Source organism: Streptomyces sp. NPDC023723, from assembly GCF_040639815.1.
Taxonomy (GTDB): Bacteria; Actinomycetota; Actinomycetes; order Streptomycetales; family Streptomycetaceae; genus Streptomyces.
Genome location: NZ_JBFAAP010000064.1, coordinates 1 through 26,199 on the forward strand (window position 1 = coordinate 1; position 26,199 = coordinate 26,199).

A 26,199-nucleotide genomic window follows, 5' to 3' on the forward strand; every position below is an offset into this window, starting at 1 on the left:
ACCTGGACCTCGGCCTGACCGGCGACGGCATCAACGGCAACGGCCCGCTGGACGTCGACTTGGCCGACGTGGACATCGACGGTCCCGACATCACGGTGAGCGGTCCCGATCTCGCTGCGGGCGGCTCCGCCCCGGGGCCGGGCGGCGTCCGCACCCAGGGTGCGACCACGACCGACGGCCCGGTGTCGCAGACGGGCCCGACGTCCGGAAACACCGTCTCCGGGGACAGCACGGGGATGGACGGGAACACGGCCACCAGCGGGAACACGGAACCGGGCCGCGACTCAACCACCGCCGGAAACACTGTGCCCGGCGCAAACACCGCCGCCGGCAACACGCCCCGCCCCAGCGCCACGACGTCCCAGCCACAGGGCGAGGCCGACGTCCAGGACACCGACACGACTCAACAGCAGCCCTCGTCCGCGACGTCGGACGCCGACACCCCCGCGCCCGGCGGCACCGACACCGATACCACCACCGGCACCGGCACCGGCACCGGCACCGGCACCAGCACCCAGGCCCCCACCACCACCCCGGCCCCACTGCCCTCCCCCGCCTCCGGGCCGACCGGGACGACGACCACCGGCAGTCCCAGCCCGGCCTCCTCCTCCCCCGCTCCGTCCACCGGCACCCCGTCGCGCACGCCGACCCCGGGCCAGCAGGACGACACGGCCTCCCCCACGCCCCCGGCATCGACCCCCGCCACGGAGACAGACCCCGCGGCCTCCGCGAACCCCGACGCCGCCGACATCAACACCGGTGTTGGTACCGGTACTGGTACCAATGCCGACACCGGACCCCAGCCCGCCGCCTCCGACCTCCCGACGCCGGTCACCACCACCGGCGGTGGTCCACCGGCGTCCCAGACAACCAACGGGCCGCAGTCAGACTCCCAGTCCAATGCCGTACCGGACACCGATGACGACGCTTCCAGCGACACCAGCAGCGACACCGGCAGCGATGTCACCGACCCGAGTGACCTCTGGGACGGGCAGAGCATCACCTCGGACGGCACCGAGCTGACCGAGCCGGACCCGGAGGACGACCGTACGGACGTCGTCGCCCCGCCCGTCACCTCCTCCGGCCTCCCGAAGCCGGACCAGGGCCCGGCCCCGCTCCCGGACGCCCCCGTCGACCTGACCCCCGTCCCGTCGCCGCCCCCCGCCTCCCGGACCGGGGGCTTCGCGGACGCGCGGGCCGACACCGTGCCGACCCCGCGGAGCCACACCTGGGTCGACCCCGTCTCCCAGCCCGTCGGCCCGGACGGCAAGGCCACCCAGTACGTGGTGCGTTCCGCGTTCGACGTGCGGCGCTTCACGTACGACGGCGAGCCCGTCACCGACCTGACCGTCACCTACCGCGTCACCGGTGCCCCCGAGCTCGGTCCGGCGGCCGACGGAGTGCGGCAGCGGCTCGACGCGGGTGTCGACCGGGTGTTCAACGCCCCCGGCCACCGGCTCCCCGACGGCAGCCGGCTGCACATCACCGTCGTCCCCGCCGCGCCCGGCGAGACGGCGCACCTCGACGTCACCCTCACCGACCCGGCGGACGGTGTGCCCGCCACCCACCACTCGTGGCCGGCCGACATCTCCGACTCCGACCTCGCCCACGAGCTGGGCCACCAGCTCGGCCTGCGCGACGAGAGCGGCCTCGACCCCGCGGCGCCGCAGCGCGCCGGCACCGCCAGCCTCATGGGCGACCACGCCGCCGGCCAGGGCGTCCTCGGGCCCGAGCCGGAGGCGACGTATCAGCCCGGCGGGCTGCGGCCCCGTCACCTCCAGCTGATCGGCGCCCTGGTGGGCGACGCCGCCGACGACCACCCCGGCGGCGGCCGGCGCGACACCCCCGGGCCCGTCCCGGTCGCCGCACAGCACGGCGCCGACCCGCCCGCCCCGGTGGTCCCGCCCGCCGACGTCACCACCGACCCGAACGCGATCCCACTGGTCCCGGTCACGACGACGTCCACACCGGTCCCGGACACCACCCTCACCGACTTCGCCGGCCCGGACACCACGGGCGAGCCGCCCCTGCCCCTCACCACCACGACCACCGACGTGCCGGCACCGGAGCCGCCGGTCATCACCGTCACCTCGCCCGAGGGCGACACCGCACCGCCGTCCGAGCATCCGTCGGACAACGGTCCCCGGCCCTCCTACCTCGGCGGTTACGGGCAGCGGCACGACGGCCAGGTGGGTCTGGTGCACGTGGAGCCGTTCGCGCCGGACGTCGTGGCCGCCGTGCACCGGCAGGTCGTCGCGGCGCTGGGCCGGCCCGCCCCACGCGACGGCGACCCGGTCCTCGCCCAGCTGCGGGACGTGCTGTCGGCCGAGCGGATGGCACTCAATCTGCCCTATCTGCGCAGCGCGGGCGGCCACCGGATCACGCTGCGGGTGAACGGCGCCGACCGGGACGTCGACGTACGGCTGGCCCTGGACGAGGCCCGGCCGTCCGCGCGGCAGGGCACGCTCGACACCAGTGACCCCGACAAGCATGTGGAGCGGCGCGGCCAGGGCACCCGGGAGACAGTCTCCGCGCAGCCGTCCGGGACCTATTCGACCATTCCGGTGCCGTGGACCGGTTCGGTGCCCATCGCGGCGGCGGGCCCGGTGCGTTCGGTGGACATGGGCCTGTCCGCGACGCTCACCCACAACCAGGCGGACGGCTCCACCACCGTCACCCAGGTCGTGCAGACCACCAGCGCGCAGCGCAGCAACGAGCCGTCCCGGGCCTACGACTTCACCGGCAACTGGCAGGTGCGCGTGGATGCGCCCGCCCCCGACCCGTCCACCGGCACCGCCCCCGCGCCCACCCCGGCCACCGACTGGCGGCCCGCGCAGCCGCACGGGCCGGTGACCATCTGGTTCCCGCAGCACCTGGTGGACGCCGACGCCGACCCCACCGAGGAACTGCCCGCCCCGGCCGCCCTCGACGACCTGCCGGTCTACGGCGTGGACTCGGTGCTGAACCCGCGGCGGCTGTACGAGGGCGCCGCCGACCACTTCCGCGCGGACCTCGACCCCACCGCGTCGGCACAGCTCGCCGACTTCCTCTCCGAGCCGGTGCTGCGCGGCACGCTGCCGATGCAGCGGGACGGCGGGCTGTACTCGCCGGTGCTCACCGACGCGCACGGCCGGGCCGTCGGCATGATGCGGCTCGACGCCCGGGTGACGCCGGTCACCCCGGTGGCCAAGAGCATCGCCGGGAAGATCAACCTGGAGAGCCACCTCGTCAACACCGTCAAGAACGACCAGAACACATCGTTCAACAGCGGGGTGAGCGTCACCGGCAGTCTGGGCCCGTCCCTCACCGCCGACACGGCCAAGGGCCACCCGGACGCCACCCGCAGTCCCGGCGGCAGCGTCTCCGGCCGGCTCACCGGCCAGCTCGGGGCGCAGAACGCGTTCGGCACCAGTTCGCTGGCGGCCACCATGCACGCGGTGCGCACCAACCGCAGCCACCTGCTGACCGAGGCGGACGTCTCCTACACCCTCACCCTGATCCGGCCGGACGGCAGTGAGTCCGCCTATACGCCGGGGAACTGGCAGCACGGCCTGGACCTGCGCATGCTCAGCGCGGACGACGCCCGGGGACACACCCCGACCGCGGCGGAGGTCCGCGCGCTGCCGCCGGAGCTGGCGACGCTGGAGTCGGTGGGGCAGTCCGTCGCACCGCTCGGGGTGGACGGCGCGGACACCCTGTTCGACGAGGCGGAGACCTGGCTGCGCGACAACGGCTTCCTGCCGCCGCCGTCGACCGCGCCGAGCCGCGGCAGACTGCCCGACGAGACGCTGGTGCAGGCCCGGTTGAACAACCTGCGGCGCCTTGCCGAGCTGCGGTCCCAGCTCGGGCTGCGGGCCGCGACCGACTCCGTGCTGGACGGCGGGCACCCGCTGTTCCTCGAAGTCCCCTCGGTGACCGGGCGACGGCGGGTGCGGCTGGTGCTGGGGGCGACCCGGGACCCGGAGCGGCCGGTGCGGCACGCCAGGGTGCTGCCCGGCATCCAGGTGGAGGGCGTGGCGCAGTCGGCGGGCGGCGGCAACGGCCGGCTCGGCAACACCTACGGCGGCGCCGTCGGCTTCGGCGGCGGGCCCAGCATCCCCACCCCGCACGCGCACTGGACGCTGGGCGGCAGCGGCGACTACCAGCTGACCGGGCAGAGTTCGCTCGGGAACACCACTGTCACCACGGTCGGCCACGACCAGTTCTTCATCGGCACCGGGCAGGACACCCACGAGTTCGCGGTGCCGGCCCGGCTCACCCTGGACCTGTACCAGGGCACCGGTTCCGACCCACTGGTCAGGTTCGCCTCCCCGGCGGCCGCGCCGCACGACCCCGCCGACCTGGAGGCCGGCCCGGACCCCGCGCCGCACGGCGTACGGGGCACCGTCCGGCTGGCGGTGCCGCAGCACCGCACCGTGGCCACCGAGGAACCGGCGCCGACCGGCGCACGGCACACCGTACGTCCGGCGACCACGCTGGACACCGACCGGCTGGCCATGACGGACGCCGCCGGCCGGCCGCGCCCCGACGTGGTGCGCATACCGGACGACGCCCTGATCGACGTAGTACGCGGCTCGGCGGCACTCCAGGAGGCCTTCGACCGGATCGTCACCGGCGACCTCCCCGACGCGACGGCCGACACCCCGACCACCCCGACCACCCCGGTGACACCCACGACACCGACAACCGGCGCGCCCACGCCCGCGTCGCCGCCCGGCACGATCTCCTCGCTCTTCAACCGGTTCACCAGCTTCCTGGGCAGCTCGCTGACCGGCAACGCGCCGCACGACACCACCACGGTGGCCGCCGAGTCCCGGGCGGCGGCGCTCTCCCCCGGGTCGCTGGTGGCCCGGGGCCACCAGATCTTCGGCGGCACCTACGTGGTGGAAGGGCTGACGCTGCCCGGTCTCGGCGCGGACGGGCAGCTCACGGTGGAGATCCAGGCCGTCGCCCACACGCCCCGACTGACCCAGAGCGTCAACCAGTACCTGGAGACGGGCATCTCCGCCGCCGACTCGGCGCAGCAGTCCAAGGGCTTCGCCAAGACCCACGGCTTCGGGCTGGCCGGCACCCTGACCCAGAACAGTCCGTCGTCGCCCACCAACCCCGCCACCCCCACCGACCCCGCCACCAATCCGGAGCCGAACCCGGACGGCGGCGCCTCCACGGCGCAGCCCGTCGGTCCCGACGTCCGCAACCCGTCCCGCCTCTCCTCCTCCGGCCGCTACCAGTACGACCGCAAGGCGGACAAGACAGACACCCTGATCAGTACGACGGTGACCAACCGCGTCGCCACCCAGTCCGGCCTCCAGCACCGGGTCGCGGCCGACGTCACCTATCTGATCACCGTCCGCTCCGGGCACCGCAACGTCTTCGCCAACTCCGTCGGCCACGGAGCCGCGCCGTCCGTCACGCTCGCCGTGGACGTGCCGCGCGGCCTCCAGTTCCTGATGACCGAGAGCCAACTGCGGCGCGACCGGCGCTGGCTGAGCGGTGTCACGGGACTGCCCGCCGACGTGCCGCCCGCCGACCGGGAGAGTCCGCCGCTGCCCAGCCGGTACGTCCGGGACGGCACGCTCGGCCTGGCCACGGTCACCTCGGTCACCGAACTCGCCCCGCCCACCACGGACGACCCGACCGGAACCGACGGCACGGACGACCCGACCGGAACCGACGGCACGGACGGCACGGACACTACTGACGGCACCGACACGACTGACGCGCCGAGCAGTACGCGGCCCGCCGAGCAGCGCGACCGGCTGCACAGTGAGGTGCGGCAGCTCGTCGACCGTTTCGCGCCCGGCGTCACCACTCCCGGCCACGCCTCCTACCTGCCCGGTGTCGCCACCCTGATCGCCGACCACACCAGTGTCTCCGGCAAGCGGGCGCTGATCGGGCGCGGCGGCCGGGAGACCCGGTTCAGCTTCCGGCACCACCGGTTCGGCGGGGCGTCCCTGGTCGAGGTCACCCTCTCGGCCCGCCCCACGACCAGCGTCGCCGACCGGGCCGCCCGGCGCGGCACCGCGGTGCCGGGCGACAAGTCCGGCATCGAGCAGTGGGGTTCGCATACGGCGGCGGGGCAGTCGTCGGTGCACGCGGAGGGCCGCCAGCACCGTTTCACCGGCAATCCGCTGGCCCGCTTCACCCGCCCCGACATGGACGACCGCACCGACCGGCTCGGCCCGTCCGTGCAGGTGGCGTCGGCCTCCAGCAAGGCGGACAAGCGTGGCCGCACCGCCGAGGACCGGTACTGGCTGCGCACCGACAGCGCCGCCGACTTCGACGACCTGGAGTACGAGTTCACCGCCACGGTCCGCTCCACGTACGTCACGGACTGGCCGCCCAACGTGCTCGGCGCGCTGATCCAGCGCGGGATCGTCACCTGGGACGACGCCGACGCCGCGACCCGGAGCTGGCTGAGCCGCACCCTCGCCGGCGAACTCGGCGGTCAGGCCCGGGTGCCGGCCCTGGTCAGCGTGCGCTTCACCGGCAGCGAGAGCGCCGACCCCGCCCCCGACGGGCGGGCCCCGGTGGTTCCCTCGGTGTCGTCCGTCGATCCCCGGCAGCTGTACAACGGCCGGGCGCCGCTGAGTGACACGGACTTGTTCCACCCGACCGGCAACGCGCCGGTGTACGGCTTCGACGCCTGGGACCAGCTCTACACGGCGCTCGACCAGGTGGCCCCGGCGACCGGCGGCGGCTGGCGCGCCCAGCCCGCCTCCCAGTCCGACGAGAGCGCCTCGGTCCGGCTCGGCGAACTCCTCCAGGCCGGTTCCGTCACGCTGGACACCCCGCGCCTGACCGGTGGCATGCTGCCGTCGATGCCGGGCGCGTTCCCGCTGTCGGACGGTCCGGAGCCGCCCACCCTGACGGTTTCGCTGTACCGGCCGAGGCCGGTCACCGACGGCGGCGACGTGGCCATGGACCGGCTGCGCGTCACCCTCGACAGCAACAGCAGCGTGTCCGGCGGCGACACCACCGCCGGGGTGTCCCTGCCGTTCGTGCTGAGCACCGACGACCCCGACCGCAACCTGCTCGGCGCCACCCCGCCGCTGCTGCAACGGCCGGTGGACGCGAGCAACTTCGGCGGCAACGTGTCCGGGACCCGCCGGGACTGGCTGAAGACCGGCAGCACCAGTCTTCCGGCCGACGGGGGGCGCGGCACCCGCAGTTACGAGGTCCGCGCCGACGTGCACATCGAGGTCGCCGGGCCGGACGGGGTGCGGCACGTCACCGGAACCGCCACTCTCCGCATCGAGGAGCGCGACGCGCTGGGCCACGGCATCACCGTGCCGCGGCCCCGCCCCCGGGTGTACGACCTGCCGGCCCTGCTGGACGCGCACACCGGCGCCGGGCCGGCGCAGTGGGCGTCGACGCCGGTGCACGACCTGCCGTCGGCCCTCGTCGCCGGACTCGACCCGGCCGACGACGGCTATCAGTTCTGGCTGGCCACCGGCACCGATCCGGACGGCTCCCGGCTGGCCCTCGCCCTCTACGGGTCCTCCCGTACGGCACGGCTGACCGGCCACCCGGTGGAGCTGGTCACCCGCGGTCCGGAGGGGCTGCGCATCTGGTCGTTCGACCCGGACGGCACCCTGACCACACCTTCCGACCCGACACCGGCCACGGTCCCGGCGCCGGACGGCACGGGCGACCCGGCCCTGGACCGGGCCTGGCGTGACTTCGAGACCCTCGCCGCCGACCTGGACCGGGCCACCGCCGACCACGAGAAGGCGCTCGCCGACGAACGTGAACTGAGGGACCTGCGGCCGGACGCGGCCGACACCCTGTCCGCGGCGGTCATCGCGCTCGGCACCGCTCGCACGGGCGCCACCGAGACCGCCGCGGCGGCCACCGCCGCCGAGACCGCCGCCGACCGCGCCGAGCAGGACGTCCGCGACCTCGACGGCCGGATCGGCACACTGACCTCGGCCATCACCGAGGCCCGGGACACCGTCGAGGCGCTGACCGACGCCATCGCGAAGGGCGAGGGCCGGCAGACGCGTCTCGACGAGCAGGTGGGGACGGCCCGCACCCACCTGGCCGACCTCACCGCGCAGGCCGCCGACGCGACGGCCAGGACGCCGCGGACGGCGGGCGCGGAGGACCCGGCGCCGCCCGCCGCCGACCCCCGGCTCACCGCCCGGATCGACGCGGCCACCGCCGAGGTCGACCGGCTGGCTTCGGAACTCGACGACGTACGCGACAAGTTGGGCCAGGACCGTACGTCGCTCCGGCAGACCGAGACCTCCCTGGCCCGCGACGAGACGGCGCTGCAGACGGCGCGGGACCGGCGCCCCGGTCTTGAAAGCACCGCGCGGGACCTGCGCGGCACCGCCGGCACGGCGCGCGAGCACGCCGACGAGGCGGCCCTGGTCCACCAGGACACGCAGGAGTCGCACGACCGGGCCGCGCAGCGACTCGGCGACATCGACACCGCCCTGGACGACGCCCTCGGCCGCCGCGACGACGCCGCCGCCCGGCGCGCGGCCGCGGAGACCGCGCTGCCCGCCGCCGCCGGCCCGGTGCTGGCCGCCGGACCCGCCGCACTGCCCTCCTCGCACACGACGCTGGCCTCCGCCCCCGCGCGCCGGCCGGGCTCGGGACTCCCCCGCGAGGCGGGCCCGTCCACCGGCAACACCCCGGCGACGGCGACCACGCAGCACGACGACGACACCTCCGACGACGGCAGCACCGACACCGGCACCTCCGACGACGGCACCGCCCCCACCGACGACGGCCACTCCGAGGCGGAGACCGCCCTCACGGTGCCGGAGCCGGCACACCCGGCAGCACCGAAGGACACCCCGCCGAAGGACACCTCGCCGAAGGACGACGGCGCCTCGGAGCACGACGAGGACGAGGGGCACGGCGAGGACGAGGACACCGGCACCGCCCTGCCACCGCCCTCCGAGCCCTTCCAGATCCGGGCCCCGCGCGGCGAGACCGTTCCCACGCCCGCCGACGGCCGGTGCATCCTGTACACCTTCATCGGCACCGACCCGCGGCGGGTGCGCGACCGGCTGCCGGGGCTGAGCAGCACCGCCCCCCAGACGTACGCCTGGCTGGGCCACCCGGACGCCGTGCGCGCCGGGCTCGTCCAGGCCACCCGGGGCGACACCTCCGCCGCGGCCCAGCAGGCCCGCGCCCACCTGCTGATCGCGGCCGACCACCTGCGCGCGGCGGCGGAGCGGCGGCTGCGCGACGCGCGGCAGGGTGGCCGGCCGCTGCCGCCGGACGTCGTGGGCCAGGTACGACGCACGCTCGCGCCGCGGTTCACCGAGCGGACCGCGGCCATGAACCGGGCCCAGCTCGACGCCGTCGCCCAGCAGTACGGCATCGACGGCGTGCGGGAGCCGGAGGACATAAACGACGACCTCGCCGCTCTCTACCGCGCCGCGCTGGAGGCGGAAGGCGAGACCGACGTCCCGGCCGACCCGAGCGTCCGCACGATGTTCGGGTACCTGCGGGACACCGGCCGGCTGCCCGCGCTGGCGGACCTGACCGACGCCCAGCTCCGGGCCGTCGTCGACTCCGCCTACGCCGACAGCACCCGGCCCTTCACCGACGACGAGATGACCCACGCGCTGCACGCGGTACGGAACTGGTCCACTTCGTGGCAGACCAACCAGGGCGAGATGTTTCTGCCGCTGCTCGCCGACACCCTGGACGTGACGGTGGAGGTGCTGCGCCCCGATCCCCCGACCGGCCTCGGCACCGTGACCCGCGTCGGCTCACCCACCACCGGCCGGGTCCTGGAGGTGCACTACTGGGGTCTCAACCACTACACCGCGAGCGACGCGGGCCCACTCACCACGGCCACAGCCACAACGACGGCCACCACCTCCAACGCCCCCCGAACCCCCCAGGACACCCCCAGCACCCAGCCCCCCGGCCGCTACCGCCCGGCCCCCCGCCGCAACCCCCAAGACAACGAACCCACACCCACCACCCCCAACCCAGCACACCCCGACACCTGGCACCACCTCCGCCCCCACACACCAGCCGCCACCCTCCACACCGAACGCTACGACCCCTACACCAACCCCCTCACCAACCCACCACGCCCCGGCACCCTCGCCGGAACCACCACCCTCATCCGCGCCCACATCCGCCGCATCCAAACACCCACCGGCCAATGGGTCCGCGACCACACCCTCAACCTCCCCGTCACCACCACCAACCCCCACCACACCACCCAACTCCAACAACACCTCAAACAACTCGCCGACACCCACCTCAACAACCGCTACACCCTCCCCACCTCAGGCGACCAGTTCCACCTCAACATCAACCTCATCAACGACCCCACCCACCCCGAAACCATCACCCTCACCCACACCCCCAACCCCACCCGCCCCAACCAACGCCACCTCGACCTGAACCACACCGACACCCAACTCCTCCACGAACTCCTCCACTACCTCGGCCTCCCCGACGAACAACACGACAACGACCACCTCTTCCGCAACCACCCCAACACCACCGCCACCCACACCAACGGCCTCATGGCCACCACCACACCCACCACCCCCATCCCCCACCGCTACCTCACCACCATCGAAACCATCACCGACACCAACACCCAACTCCACAACCTCCCCCACACCACCCAAAACACCCAAACCACCATCACCAACCCCGACACCACCCCCCTCCCCGCCACCCAACCCCCCACCTGGCCCACCTCACACGCACCCACGGCGAGCCCGCCCCCGCGGACGGTGCTGCCGTCGAGCTATGTGAACACCTACGGGTCGGTCCCGGACGGCAAGGTCGGGCTGGTGTACCTGGAGCCGTTCACCGAGGACGTCACCGAGGGGCTGCACCGGCAGGTGTACGAGGCGCTCGGCCTGGATGCCGACGATCCGCCGGAGTCGGTGCGCGACCAGGTGCGGGACCGGCTCGGCCGGGAGAGCCTCGCCCTCAACCTGCCCTACCTGCGGGCCAACGGCGGCCACCGTGTCACCGTCCGCGTCGACGGCCGGGACCACACCGTCGACGTGCAGCTGACCCTGTCCGACCCGCGGGCCTCGCTCCGCCAGGGCCGCTTCGACTCGCGTGACCCCGACAAGCATGTGGAGCGGCGCGGCTTCGGCACCCGGGAGAACTTCTCCGGGCAGCCGTCGGGTACCTACCGGACGTTCACGGTGCCGTGGATCGCCTCCATGCCGGTCGGCGCGCCGACGCCGGTGCGCGCCGTGGACGGCACGCTGTCGGGCGCGGTCACCCACAACCAGGCGTCGGACTCCACCACCGTCACGCACGTCGTCCAGACGACCTCCGCCCAGCGTTCCAACGAGCCGTCCGACCCGGTGGAGTTCACCACCGGCTGGCGGGTCCGCGTCGACGCCCCCGCGGTCACCGCACCAGCCGCGACCACCGCACCAGCCACCGCCACCGCGCCCTCCACCGCGCCCGCCCCGGACGGCTGGGGCGCCCCGCGTTCGCACGGGCCGACGACCATCTGGTTCCCGCGCCACCTCACCACCGCCGACCCGGCGCCCGGCTCGCTGCCCGCCCCGGCGGCGCCGGCCGACCTGCCGCTGTACGGCGTCGACTCGGTGATCGACCCGCGGGCCCTGTACGAGCACGTGCACCAGTCGTTCCACGCCGACCTCGACGAGGCCGCCGCCGGGCAGGTCGCCGACTTCCTCTCCGAGCAGGTGCTGCGCGGCACGCTGCCGATGCAACTGGAGGGCGGGCTCTACTCGCCCGTCCTCACCGACGCGGCCGGCAACGCCGTCGGCATGCTGCGCCTCGTCACCACGCCCACCGTCGGCGCCGCGCAGCGGCAGAGCATCGCGGGTCAGATCAACCTGGAGAGCCACCTGGTCAACACCTCGAAGGTGGACCTGTCCTCGAAGTACACCAGCGGTCTCGCCCTCACCGGCTCCGGTGCCGCCGCGCTCACCGCCGACCACCAGAAGGGTCACCCGGACGCCGCGCACGTGATCGGCGGCAGTGTCGGCCTGCGCGGCCAGGCCACGGCGGCCGTGACCAACTCCTACGGTGCGAGCTCCGCCGCCGGCACCATGCACGCCATCCGCACCAACCGCAGCCACCTCCTCGCACCGGCCGCCGTCACCTACCAGGTCACCCTGATCCGGCCGGACGGCACCGAGAGCGCGGCGCCGCCGCTGGCCCACGGGCACGGCATGGACCTGCGGGTGCTCAGCAAGGCGGACGCCACCGGGCACCCGCCGGCCGCGGACGAGGTGCGGGAGCTGCCGGACGCGCTGGAACGGCTGGACGGCATCGGGCTGAGCGCCGCGCCGCTCGACGTCACCGGCACGGACGTGCTGTTCGACCGGGCCGAGCGGTGGCTGCGCCGCGAGGGCTTCCTGCCGCCCGCGCCGACGGCCCCGGCGCCGGCCGGGCTCGGCGGCCGGCTGAAGCAGGCGGTCCGCGATCACGAGCCGGAGCACCAGATCCGGCTGCACGCCCAGCTCAACAATCTGCGCCGGCTGCGTGAGGCACGCTCCCGCACCGGGCGGCGGGCGGCGACCGACGCCATGGTCGACGGTGGGCACGCGCTGCACTTCGAGGTGCCCAACAGCACGGACACCGGGGTGCGCCGAGTCCGGCTGCTGCTCACCGCCGAGCGGGACGCCACCCGGGCGACCGCGCACCGCCGGGTGCTGCCGGGCATCCAGACCATGGGCCTGGCGCAGGCGGCCGGCGGCGACACCGAGCAGCGCGGCGAGTCCTACGGCGGCGCGATCGGTCCGATGGGCAGCGTCAGCGCTCCGCTGGGCGGCTGGGGCTCGATCGGGTTCGGCGGCGACTACCAGTACGGCCACCAGGTCACGCACGGGGACACCGTGGGCGGGGCCACCGGGCACGACCAGTTCTACATCGGCTCCGGGCAGGACAGCCACGAGTTCGAGGTGCCGGTGCGGCTGGCTCTCGACCTGTACGCGGACGAAGGCGCCCAGCCGACGGAGCGGTTCGGGCAGCAGCCCGCACCCGCCGCGTCCTCGACGCCGTCCGGGCCACCGGTCCCGGGGCCGCCGACGGTCGCCGGGTCGCTGCGGCTCGCGGTGCCGCACGGCCGTACCCACCCGCCGGCCCCGGGCGGCGTACCGGCGTCGCCCGCGCCGCGCCGGGACGGTGCGCCGCGCCGCCCCGACGCCACCGACCACGCCCGCCTGGACGGCACGGACGCGGCCGGCCGGCCCCGGCCGGAACTGGTGCGGGTGCCCGACGACGCGCTGATCGACACGGTGCGCGGCTCCGCCGCCATCGAGTCGGCCTTCCAGCGGGCGGCCGGTGACATCCGCCGCGAGACGGCGACCGCGCCTCCGGCCGGCGCGTCGGCCGGCGGCCCGATCCTCCCGGTGACGGCCCCGGCCACGGGCACCGGCACGGCGGCCACCACCGGCACGCCGAACCCGCCGCCCGGGGCCCGCCTCTCCCCACTGGCCGGCCACGGTCTGACCGACACCCGTACCCGGGCCGCCGAGATCCGGCACGCCGCGCTCACCCCGGGCAGCCTGATCGCGCACGGGCACGAGATCTTCAAGAACTCCTACGTCGTCGAGGGCCTGTCGCTGCCGGGGACGGCCGCGGACGGTCAGTACTCGATCGAGATCCAGGCCGTCGCCCACCGGCCGCGCCTGCTCGACACCACCAAGCAGTACCTGGAGACCGGCGTCTCGGCGACCGACAGCGCGCAGCAGCTCAAGTCGCTCGGCAAGTCGCACCAGTTCGGCGGCGTGGGCACGCTCACCCAGAACCCGCCGTCGCAGCCCGCGGGGCCGGAGAACGCGGCCGGCCACACCAGCCCCGAGACCGAGGGTTCCGCCTCCTCCACCGGGACCTCCAGCAAGCCGTACAAGGGGCTGTTCAACCCGTCCGGGCGGCTCGGCCACGTGGCCCGCACGGACACCGCGGACACGCTGGCCGCCAGCACCGGTGTCAACCGCACCCCCACCGAGAGCGGCCAACTGCACCGGATCGTCGCGGACGTCACCTACCTCGTCACCGTCCGGGCCGGTTCCCGTACCGCCCTGAACGGTGCCCCCGGCGAGCCCGGCTCCGTCGACCCGGTCACCTACGCCGTGGACGTGCCGGACGGGCTCCAGTTCCTGATGACCGAGGGTCAGCTCGCGCGCGATGCCCGCTGGATGGGCTCGGTGGCGGGGCTGACGCCGGCGCCCGCCCCGGCGCCGACCGCGCCGCTGCCGTCCACGTACGTCCGTGACCGGCAGCTGGGCCTGGGCGGTGTCCTGTCGGTCGTCGAGTACCAGACGCCGGCCGCCGCGCCGGTGCCGTCGTCCGGGCCGAACAGCGGTGCCGTCCCGCTCGGCCCGGTCCGGCCCCGGGAGCGGCGCGGCCAGGTGCAGCGGGCGCTCCTGGACCTGGTGGAGCAGGAGGCGCCCGGCGCCACCACCCCCGGGCATCCCGGCTACCAGCCCGGTGTGCACAGCCGGATCGCCCAGCTCGCCTCCACCGGCGGCCTGCGCTCGCTGCCCGGCCGCGGTCCGGACGGCACGCCCCGGCGGGCCACCACCCGCTTCCACTTCCGCCACCACGCGTACGGCGGTGAGCGCCTGGTCGAGGTGACGCTGACGGCGGTGCCGCGCCGCACCCAGGACCTGACCGGCGTACGCGGCACCTCGCGTCCCGGCTCGGGCCTGGAGCAGTGGCAGTCGCACACCTCGTCGGGGCGCACCACGACCCGCGCCTCGGTGCGGCAGAAGCAGCTCGCCGCCAGCCTCACCACCCGCTACCGGCGCCCCGGCCAGGACCCGGCGGGCGGCAAGGTGGACCGGGCGGCGCCGGTGTTCACCCCGCAGGCGGCCACCAGCAGGTCGGCCCGGCGGGCGGCCACCGCCGACAACCGCTTCTGGCTGCGCACCGACAACGGTGCCGACTTCGACGGCCTGGAGTACGACTACGTCGCCTCGGTGCGCTCGGCGCTGGTCGCCGACTGGCCGCCCAACGTGCTCGGCGGCATGGTGCAGAACGGTGTCATCGCCTGGTCCGACGCGGGCGGCGACGTACGCCGCTGGATGGACGAGCTGCTGCGGCGCGGGCAGCCGCGCACCCGCAGCGTGCCGGTCCGGCTGTCGCTGCGCTTCACCGGCACCGAGACCAACGCGCGGACCGCCCCGGCCTCGGTGACCGCGCCGTCCGCCCTGTCCGGCACCGACCCGCGCAACCGGGTGCGCGGGACCGGTCCGACGGCCACCCCGTACCTCGCCGACGCGCAGATGTTCCACCCGGTGGGGCCGACCCCGGCGTTCGCCTTCGACGGCTGGGCTCAGCTGGAGACCGCGCTGAACGAGGTGGCGCCGCTGACCGACGGCCGCTGGCACTCCCAGCTGACCTCGGTGTCGGTGGAGGGCCGCGCGGTGCGGCTCGGTCAGCTCATCCAGGCGGGCCGCATCTCCCTGGACCGCACCCGGCTGGCGGCCGGCCTCACCCGGCGGATGCCCGGCTCCCGCCCCTTCGAGGGCGCGCCCGCCGCGCCCGCGCCGTCCATCGAGATCAGCCTGTACAACCCGCGCCGCGCCACCCACGCCGACGACGTCACCCTCGACCAGCTGCACAACACCACCGACACGGTGAGCACCTCGGCCGGCGCCGACCACTCCTTCGCCACCGCCTTCACCGAGCTGCTCAGCGCCGACGGCGCCAACCACCACCTGGCCGGCTTCACGGTGCCGCTCGCCCAGCGCCCGACCCAGCCGTCCGCCTTCGGCGGCACCACCACCGGCAGCCGCCGCGACTGGCTGAAGTCCGGCAGCACCGCGGCCCCCGCGAGCGGTGCCCGCGGCACCCGCAGCTACGCCGTCGACGCCGATGTGCACCTGCTCGTCGAGGGCCCCGGCGGCACCCGCCACGTCACCGGCACCGTCACCCTCCGGGTCGAGGAACGCGACCTGCTCGGCCACGGCCTCATCACCCCGGACGAGTCCCCGGCCGACGTCCGCGACCTGCCCGCGCTGGTCCCCGACTGGGCCGACGCCGAGCCGCACGCCCTGGCCGAGCGCCTCACCGCCGCGATCCCGCCGGGCCACCACGGCGTGCAGCTCTGGGCGGCCCTCGGCGCCGACCCGGACGGCACCCGGCTGGGCCAGGCCCTCTACGGCGCCTCCCGCGCCGCCGTGCTGGGCAACCGCCCGGTCGAGCTGATGACCCGCGACGCCGAGGGCGTGCGCCGCTGGGAGTTCACCCCCGACGGTGCCCTGGTCACCGCCGACCCCGGCCTCACCGCCGCGTGGACGCCGTTCCACGCCGAGGCCGAGCGGCTGCACGCCGCCGCCGACACCCTCGCCGACACCCCGGCCCGGCTGGCCCGCCTCACCGCCTCCCTCCAGCACGCCAACCGCGCCCACGCCGACGCCCTCGACGCGGTGGGCCGGGCGCGGCACGCGGTCACGGCGGCGACGGAGGCGCTGAAGCGGGCCCGGTCCAGGGCCGTCGCCTCGGCGCGGGCCGCGCAGGACGCCCAGCGCCTCGTCGACCGGCGCAAGCAGTCGTACGCGGACGCCCAGCGCACGGCGGCCACCCTGCCGTCCGCCATCGCCGCGAACGAGCGCCGGGAGACGCGGGGACGCGCGGACCTCCGGACGGCGCTGGCCCGGCTGACCCAGGCGGAGAACGAGGTGCGCGCGGACCGCGCGAAGGCCGCCGGAGAGGCCGCCGGGGAGTCCGCCGGGAAGAACACGCCCGTCCCGTCGGCCACCGCCTCCAGCACGGCCCCGCGCTCCTCCCGGCCGGCCGCCGATGTCGCCGACGACCCCCGGGTGCGGGCGGCCGTCCCGGCGATCACCGCCGCGGAGACCGCCATCCAGCAGGCCACCGACCGGCTGACGGCCGACCGCGAGGCCCTGACGGACGCCCGGCGCATCATCGAGATCGCGCCGGAGGGCATCCGCACCGCCGAAGAGGCCCGCGACCGGGCCGAGCGGACGTCCCGGGGCGACGCCGCCGCCGTGGTCCGGCGCGGCACGAACCAGCGCGTGGCCCAGCTCCGCGCGGACCGGGCGGGCCGGCGGGCCGAACGCGCCGGGCGCAAGGTCACCCGCCGCGAGACGCAGCTCGCCGCCACCGTCGCCGCGCAGCACCGGGCCGCCGCCGACCTGATGGCGGCCACCGCCGCGCTGCCGGACCTGGCCGACGCCGTGCGGGACGACGCCCCCGCGCCCGAGCAGTCGCTGCGCACCACCTTCGCCACCGTCCCGCCCCGCCGGCCCGACCCCGACGGCCGCCCCGCCCCGCTTCCGGCCGGCGGCCAGACGCACACACCGGGCGCGCCGCCCAAGAAGGCGCCGGTGACCAAGCCGGCCCCGAAGCCAAAACCAAAGCCGAAACCGAAACCCAAACCGAAGGACGACACCGGCGGCAAGGGCAAGGGCAAGGCGCCGACCGCACCGCCGCCGCCCCCCGCCGCCTCGCCGTACGTCACCCCGCGCGGCGCCCAGGTCCAGACGCCCGGCGACGGCTACTGCCTGCTGTACGCGGTCATCGGCAGCGCGCCCCAGGTGGTGGGCCACCATCTGACCCGGGCCGGCGGCCCCGCCCTCGATCCGGGGACCGCCGCCTGGCTGGCCCGGCCGGACCAGGTGCGGCGCACCCTGGCGGCGCTCGCGGCGAATCCCGCGACCACCGATCAGGGCACCGGCCACCTGCGCGCCACGCGCCGGCGGTTGCAGGACCTGGTGCTGGCCCGGCTGACGGCGGCCCGCGCGGGCAGCCCGCTGTCGCCGCAGGTGCTCGGTCAGCTCCGGGGTGTCCTGCTGGGGCAGTTCGCGGCGCAGGCGTACAGCGCGCCGCCGGCCTGGGTCGACGCGCGGCTGGCCCAGTTCAACATCCAGGGTGTGACCCGCGCCGAGGACCTGGACCCGGACGACCTCCAGTTCCGCTACCTCCAGGCGGTGTCCGCACCGGGAGCGCCGCCGGCCCCGCCCGGCACCCCGCCGAGCAACCGCCAGATGTACGGCTACCTGCGCTCGGTCAACGCGCTGCCGACGCTCGCCACCATGTCACCGGACGAGCGCCGGTACCTGCTCGTCGCCCGCTACCACGGCAGCACCGCGCCGCTGGTCACGGCGGAGGCCGACGCCCTCGAGGAGGCGGTGCGCGACTGGTCGGACGAGTGGGACAACCCGGTCGGCGACGCCTTCCTGCCGCTGCTCGCCGACACCCTCGGGGTGCCGATCCACGTCTTCCAGCCGGTGTCGGACACCGTCACCACCCCGGCCGGCGGTCCCCGGGGCATCGTCCTGCCCTACGGCCGAACCGACGCCACCGTGCCCGCGATGGAGCTGTACTACACCGGCCGCAACCACTACAGCGCGAGCGACGCGGGCCCACTCACCACGACCCCAACCACGACCACGACGACGGCCACCGCCTCGACCACCAACCCCACTTCCAACGCCCCCCGAACCCCCCAGGACACCCCCAGCACCCAACCCCCCGGCCGCTACCGACCAGCCCCCCACCGCAACCCCCAAGACAACGAACCCGCACCCACCACCCCCAACCCCGCACACCCCGACACCTGGCACCACCTCCGCCCCCACACACCAGCCGCCACCCTCCACACCGAACGCTTCGACCCCTACACCGATCCCCTCACCAACCCACCCCGCCCCGGCACCCTCGCCGGAACCACCACCCTCATCCGCGCCCACATCCGCCGCATCCAAACACCCACCGGCCAATGGGTCCGCGACCACACCCTCAACCTCCCCGTCACCACCACCAACCCCCACCACACCACCCAACTCCAACAACACCTCAAACAACTCGCCGACACCCACCTCAACAACCGCTACACCCTCCCCACCTCAGGCGACCAATTCCACCTCAACATCAACCTCATCAACGACCCCACCCACCCCGAAACCATCACCCTCACCCACACCCCCAACCCCACCCGCCCCAACCAACAACACCTCGACCTGAACCACACCGACACCCAACTCCTCCACGAACTCCTCCACTACCTCGGCCTCCCCGACGAACAACACGACAACGACCACCTCTTCCGCAACCACCCCAACACCACCGCCACCCACACCAACGGCCTCATGGCCACCACCACACCCACCACCCCCATCCCCCACCGCTACCTCACCACCATCGAAACCATCACCGACACCAACACCCAACTCCACAACCTCCCCCACACCACCCAAACCACCATCACCAACCCCGACACCACCCCCCTCCCCGCCACCCAACCCCCCACCTGGCCCACCTCACACGCACCCACACCCGTCCCGGCGCCGTCCTCGACCTACGTCCTCGCCTACGGTGCCCACCTCGACGGCAACGTCGGCCTGGTGTACCTGGAGCCGCTGCCGCCGGCGGTGGTCGACGGGCTGCACGAGCAGGTGATGACGGCGCTGGGGCTGGCGCACGCGCCCGGCACCCATCCGGTGCGGGAGCAGTTGCGGACCGTGGCGAGCGGTGAGCAGCTCGTGCTCAACCTGCCGTATCTGCGCGGGAGTCTGGGGTTCCGGATCACCCTGCGGGTGGACGGCCGGGACCGGACGGTCGACCTGCGGATGCGGCTGGCGAACCCGGTGGCGGCGGCCCGCTACGGACAGGCGGAGGGCGCCGAGCGGGACGTACGGGTGGAGCGGCGCGGCATCGGCACGCAGGAGTCGGTGTCGGCGGAGGCGTCGGGCACGGTGCGTACCCTGCTGCTGCCCTGGACCGGGCTGTTCCCGGTGACCCGGGCGATCCCGGTGCGCGGGGTCGATGTGGCGCTGACGCTGGCGATGACGCTGAACCAGCTCTCGTCGACGTCGTCGGTGACGACGGTGGTGCAGACGACGTCGGCGCAGCGCAGCAACGAGCCCTCCGAGCCGTACGACTTCGAGGCGGCGTGGGAGGTGCGGGTGGACGCCCCGCGGCTGGCCCCGCCGGTCACCTGGGGGGCGGCGCGGACGCACGGGCCGGTGACGTTCTGGTTCCCGCAGCACCTGGCGCGGGACGAGGAGGGCGAACTGCCCGAGGCGGCCGACCTGGACGACCTGCCGGTGTGGGGTGTGGACACGGTGGCGGAGCCGCAGCGGCTGCTCGCGGAGGCGCTGACCTTCTTCGGTACCGAACTGAGCGCGCTGGACGACGACTCGGCGGCGGAGCTGGAGACGTTCCTGTCGGAGCCGCTGCTGCGCGGGACGCTGCCGATGCAGCGGGACCGGGGGGTGTTCTCGCCGGTGCTGCTGGACACTTCGGGGCGGGCGATCGGGATGTTCCAGTTGCGCACCGAGGTGGAGGTGGGGCCGCCGCTGCGGCGGACCGTGGCCGGGAAGATCAACCTGGAGAGCCATCTGACGCAGGTGGTGAAGCTGGACTCCCAGTCGCGGTTCAGCAGCGGGCTGACCCTGTCCGGCAGTGCGGGTCCGGCGCTGACCGCGGACCGTGCGCAGGGGCATCCGGACGCGTCGCACCGGCCCGGCGGCGGTGTGCTGGGGCGGCTGTCGGCGCAAGCGGGCACGCACGAGGACCTGGTGCAGAGCGGCAGTACGGCGCTGATGCACGCGGTGCGCAGCAACCGCAGCCATCTGCTGGCCCCGGCCGCGGTGCGGCACACGCTGGTGCTGCATCTGCCGGGCGGCGGGCGGCGGGAGTTCGCGCCGCCGGACGCCTGGCCGGGCGGCATGCACCTGCGGCTGCTGACCGCCGAGGACGCCCGGGGCCACGTACCGTCGGCCGCGGAGCTGCGGCGGCTGCCGGCCGAGCTGGAGCATCTGCGGTCGGTGGGCACCACGGTGACGCCGCTGGCTGTGGAGGGTGCCGAGCCGCTGTTCACGTATGCCGAGAACTGGCTGCGGCGGGAGGGCTTCCTGCCGGGCGACATCCAGGAGCGCACCCGGGTGCTGCCCGACGAGGCGCTGGTGCAGGCGCAGTTGAACAACCTGCGCCGGTTCGAGCAGGGCCGCTCGGAGGTGGGGCAGCGGGCCGCCACGGACGCCATGGTGGACGGCGGCCACCCGCTGTTCCTGCAGATCCCGACGGCGACCGGGGCGCGCCGGGTGCGGCTGGTGCTGAGCGCGGTGCGCGGCGCGGGCCCGAGCGTGCACACCCGGGTGCTGCCGGACATCCAGGGCATGGGCGTGGCGTCGCTGTCGGCGGCGGGCACCGACCACCGCGGTTCGTCGTACGGGGTGTCGTACGGCGCGGGCGGGTCGTTCGGGCTGCCGCGGGGCTCGTGGACGCTGGGCGGCACCGGGGACTACGTGCGCGGCCACCAGGTGCGGCACGACAACAGCGCGCAGTCGGCGGTCGGCCACGACCAGTTGTTCATCGGCAGCGGCGCCGGGCAGCGCAGCGAGGTCTTCGAGATACCGGCCGAGCTGGCGCTGGACCTGTACGAGGGGCCGGGCGAGCAGCCCTCGGTGCGGTTCGCGCACGACACGGTGGCGCAGCCCTACGTACCGCACGGCGCCCCGCCGGCCGCGCCGCAGGGCCCGCCGCCGGACCGGGTGCCGGGCACGCTGCGGCTTTCGGTGCCGACGCACCGGACGCTGCCCGCCGACGCGCCCCTGCCGCCGGCGCCGGCGGCGCCCGTGCTGCGCGCGGCCACGCCGGCCGACGCGGATCTGCTCGCGCTGACCGACGACCACGGCGCGCCGCTGCCGGACACCGTGCTGCTGCCGGACGACGCGGTCATGGAGGACTTCCCCGCGTCCGCCGCGCTGGAGGAGGCGTTCCGGGCGGTGCTGGGCAACACCTACCCGGGCCATCCGGCGCGCGGGCTGCTGGACGACGTACGGGACGCGGTGGCCGGGCGGACCCCGGCGCCGGTGGCGCGGGCCGGGCGGGCGCTGGGCGAGTCGCTGGCCGGCGCGGCGGCCACCGATCCGACCACGGTGGCGGCGGAGATGCTGGCCGCCGCGCGCAGCCCCGCCGCCCTGCTGGCCCGCGGCCACCAGGTGTTCAAGGGCGCCTACGTGGTGGAGGGCCTGACCCTGCCGGGGCTCGCCGCGGACGAGGTGCTGTCCATGGAGATCCGCGGCGTGCTGCGGCGGCCCCGGGCGACGGAGGGCTTCGCGCAGTACTTCGAGACCGGTCTGAGCGCCACCGACGGCGCCGCGCAGCAGCGCGGCGCGGCGGACACCTCGCAGTGGGCGGGCGGGTTCCGGGCGGTCCGGGGCACCTCGTCGGCGGGGACCCCGGCCGCCGACCAGGCGGCGGGCAACGAAGTCGACGACATCCTGGTGACCCGCGCCGAGCCGCAGCAGGGGCCGGAAGGGGAGGGCGAACCGGCGGTGTCCCGGCCGAGCACCCTCAACCCGTCGGCGCGCTACGCCCGTACCGCCCGGCGCGAGCAGTCCCGCACGCTGGGCGCCACCACGGCCGCGTACCGCACCGCCACCGAGAGCGGCACCCAGCACCGGATGACGGCCGACGCGACACTGCTGGTGACGTTCCGGCGCGGGCGGCGCAACATCGTCGGCAACGCGTTCGGGCAGGGGGAGAGCCGGGCCGTGACGGTGGCCGTGGATCTGCCGGACGCCGTGCGGTTCCTGACCACACCGGCCCAGATCCGGCGGCACGCCGCGTTCTTCGCCCACGTGGCCGGGCTCACCGTGCCGGCCCCGGTGCCCGGTTCGGTGCCGCTGCCGCGCCGGTTCACGGCCTCCCGGGAGGTCGGGTTCGGCAGCGTCCTGTCGGTGTCCGAGTTCACCGACGCGACCCGGACGGTGCAGCGCACCGACCTGCTGCGGCAGCGGCTGCTGGGCCTGGTCGAGGCGGCGGCGCCGGGGGCCACCCGGCCCGGCCACTCCGCCTACCTGCCGGGCGTGGCGACCCGGGTGGCGGACCTGTCCTCGACGGCGGGCCTGCGCACCCTGGCGGGCCGCGGCCCGGGACATGTGCAGCGCTTCCGGTTCCGCTACCTCGGCTACGGCGGTGCGCAACTGGTGGAGGTGACGCTGCGCACCGAACCGGACGCCGACGACCACGCCCTGCGCCAACTGCGCGGCCACCCGGTGGCGTCCGGCGCGGGCATCGAGCAGTTCCTGGCCCACGTCCCGTCCTCGGTGACCGACCGGACCGCGCACACCGTGCGGCACGACGGCTTCGTGCAGCTCCAGTCGCGGTTCGCGCGGTCCACCGGCGGTCCGCGCACCGACCGGGCGGGCGCGCTGCTCAGCGCCGACACCACCCGTGGCAACGCGGCGCGCGTCACGCGGGCCGCCGAGGACCGTTTCTGGCTGCGCACCGACAACGCCGCGGACTTCGAGGGGGTGCCGTACCGGGTGACGGCCGAGGTGCGCGCCACCCCGACCGCCGACTGGCTCCTGGACCTGCCGGGCAGCCTGTTCCAGCACGGTGTGCTGAGCCTGACCGACGCGGACGCCACCCTCGCCGACCGCGTCACCCACCTGTTCAGCGGCCGGCCGGCCCGGCAGGCCACCGTGCACACCGCCGCCGCGCTGCGGTTCACCGGCAGCGAGACCGCCGATCCGGCGCCGGAGCAGCCGCCGTTGCCGGTGGCCCGGCACACCACCCGTCCCACGGTCGCCGGGGACCGCTTCGTGCCGCACGGCCCGGCGCCGGTGTTCGCCTTCGACGGCGGCGCCGAACTGGCCGCGGCGCTGGGCGAGGTGGCCCCGGCCCTGACCCGGTCCTGGCGCTCGCTCACCACCTCCGGCTCGGCCGACGCCACGGCGGTGCGGATCGGCGAGCTGATCCAGTCCGGCGCCCTCGCGCTGGACCACCCGCGGGGCCCGGCCGGCCTGACCGGCACGATGCCGGGCGCCTACCCGTTCCAGGGCGCGCCGGGCACCCCGCCCCGGCTGTCGGTGGAGCTGTACCGGCCGCGCCCGGTGACCGACACCGGCGACGTGACGGTGGACCGGCTGCGGCTGAGCACGTTCAGCGCGGGCTCCTCCTCGCAGGCGGGCGCCACCGCCGGACTGGCGGCGCAGGGCGGGCTCAGCAGCACCGACGACAACCGGCAGATCGTCAACTTCACCGTGCCGGTGCTGGCCCGCCAGCCGCAGGCCCCCGGCCCGGGCGCGGGCGTCAGCGGCACCCGCCGGGACTGGCTCAAGCACGGCAACACCAGCGCCCCCGAGGGCGCGCGCGGCACCCGCAGCCACGAGATCCTCGCCGACGCGCTGATCACCGTGCACGGCCCGGACGGCGTCCAGTATGTGACCGGCACGGTACGGATGCGCCCGCTGGAGCGCGATGTGCTGGGCCTCGGGGTCACCGGCGCCCGCACGGACACCGGGGTGTTCGACGGCGCCGCGCTGTCCCGCGCCGCCGCCGACGCCCGGGTCCGCGCGGCGGGCGCCCCGGCCGACGCGGTGGCCGACGACGTACTGCGGGACTGGCGGCGGATGCCGCTGCGGGACCTGCCGGGGCTGCTGGCGGACGGCGTCCGGGCGAGCGGCGACGACGGGACTCCGCAGCTGTGGTTCGCCGTGGACGGCAGCCCCGAGCGGACGGCCCGCGCGGTGTACGCGGCTTCCGGCACGGCCGCGCTGCTGGGGCGGCCGGTCGAGCTGGCGCTGCGCGACGACGCGGGGGTGCGGTTCCGCCGTTTCGACGCGCACGGGGAGCCGGAGCGGGCCGGGGACGAGGAGCCCGAGGCCGGCTGGGCGGCGGTACGGACCCAGGTGACCGCGCTGGAGGGGGCCGCGCGGGCGGAGGAGGCCGCCCGGGCCACGGAGGCCGAGCTGCTGACCCGACTGCCGGACGCGCGCCGCGCGGTGGCCGAGTCCGGTCCGCCGGTGACGGCGGCGGAGCGCGAGCTGACCGCCGCCCGCGCCGCCGCCGACACCGCCCAGCGGGCCCGTACGGCGGCGGAACGGGCCCGCACCGCGGCCGAGCGCACGGACCGCGACCGGCGCACCCGCGTCACGGAGCTGACCGCCGACGCCCGGGAGCGCGCGGACCGCGCGGCTCAGGCGGCAGCGGACGCGGCGACGGCGCGGGGCACGGTCCAGGAGGCGGAGGCGGCGCTCCGGACGGCGGAGACGGCGCTCCAGGCGGCACGGGACGCCGACGCCCGGGGCGACGGCTCGCGCACCGCCCGTCGGGACCGGGCCCGGACCGCGCTGGCCGACGCCCGGACGGCGGCGGAGGCGGCGGAGCGGGCCGCCGACGCCGCCCGGCACGCCGCCGAGGACGCCGAGCGCCGGCTCGGCATGGCCCGCGACGCGGCGGACGCGGCGGCCCGGGCCCTGGGCACCGCGCGGGAGACGGCCGGGACGGCGACCCGGACCGAGGCGGCGGCCCGGGACACCCTCACCGAGGCGACGGCCCGGCGCGCCGCGGCGATCACCGCCCTCGAAGCGGCGCGGGAGACGCTGACCGCACTCGAAGGGGAGGTCAACGCGGCGCTGGCCGAACAGTCCCGCCAGGCGACCCGCCAGCGCGACGCCCAGCACGACCTGGCCGACGTGGTGACTCTGCTGGAGGCGGCCCGGACGACGGCGGGCGACGGAACGGTGGCGCTGCCGACGGGCTCGTTCGCCCGGACCCCGGCGGGCTGGCCGCGCCGGGGGGCCCGACCGGCGCCGGTACGGGCGGCGGACGTGGCGGCGCTGGAGGAGAACAGGACCGACGACGAGAGCGACACCGAAAACGACGACGAGAGCGACGACGAGAGCGACACCGGCATCGATGCCGACGTCGATGCCGGTGCCGACGTCGATGCCGGTGCCGATGACGCCCCACCGGTCTCCCGGGGCGAACGCCCCGACTCCTTCGTCCGCTCCCTCTCCCGGCTGCTCGCCGGCCCCGGCTCCGGCGCCGGCCCGGCATGGACCCGGTCCCGCGATCCGCACGGCGCGCTCCGCGTGTGGGCCCGGCAGGACGTCGCGGCCCGCGGGGCGCCGGACGACGCGCCGCTCCCGGACGGTGACAGGTTGGTCACCGTCGACGATCTGGACCGCATCGGTGCGCTCACCGAGTCACTGCGCGCGCAGTCGATCCTCCAGAATGGCCAAGTGACCGTCAGGGACGCCGGTTTGACCGACGCCGAGCGCCTCGAACTGCTGCTGGCCGCCCCGGACACCCCCGACTACGTGGCCACCCTGGCCGCGCTGGTGGCTCGGCGGACCGGACGGCCGGTGCGGGTGCTGGGCCCCGGCGCGACGACCCGCGACTTCGGACCGCAGGACGGCACCGCGCTGATCCTGTACTTCGACGGCGACCGCTTCTCGTCCGTACCGCCCGCCGCGGACGACGACTGACCCCTTCTCGGAAGGA

Annotated in this window: 1 protein-coding gene; it reads left to right on the top strand. The window is 75.6% G+C overall.

Annotated features, from left to right (window positions below; translation table 11 throughout):
• The first annotated feature begins 59 nt into the window (after positions 1-59).
• Positions 60-26,183, top strand: coding sequence for a hypothetical protein (locus AB0G32_RS35595; protein WP_361173349.1), 26,124 nt, complete (start codon positions 60-62; stop codon positions 26,181-26,183).
• Positions 26,184-26,199: the final 16 nt, after the last annotated feature.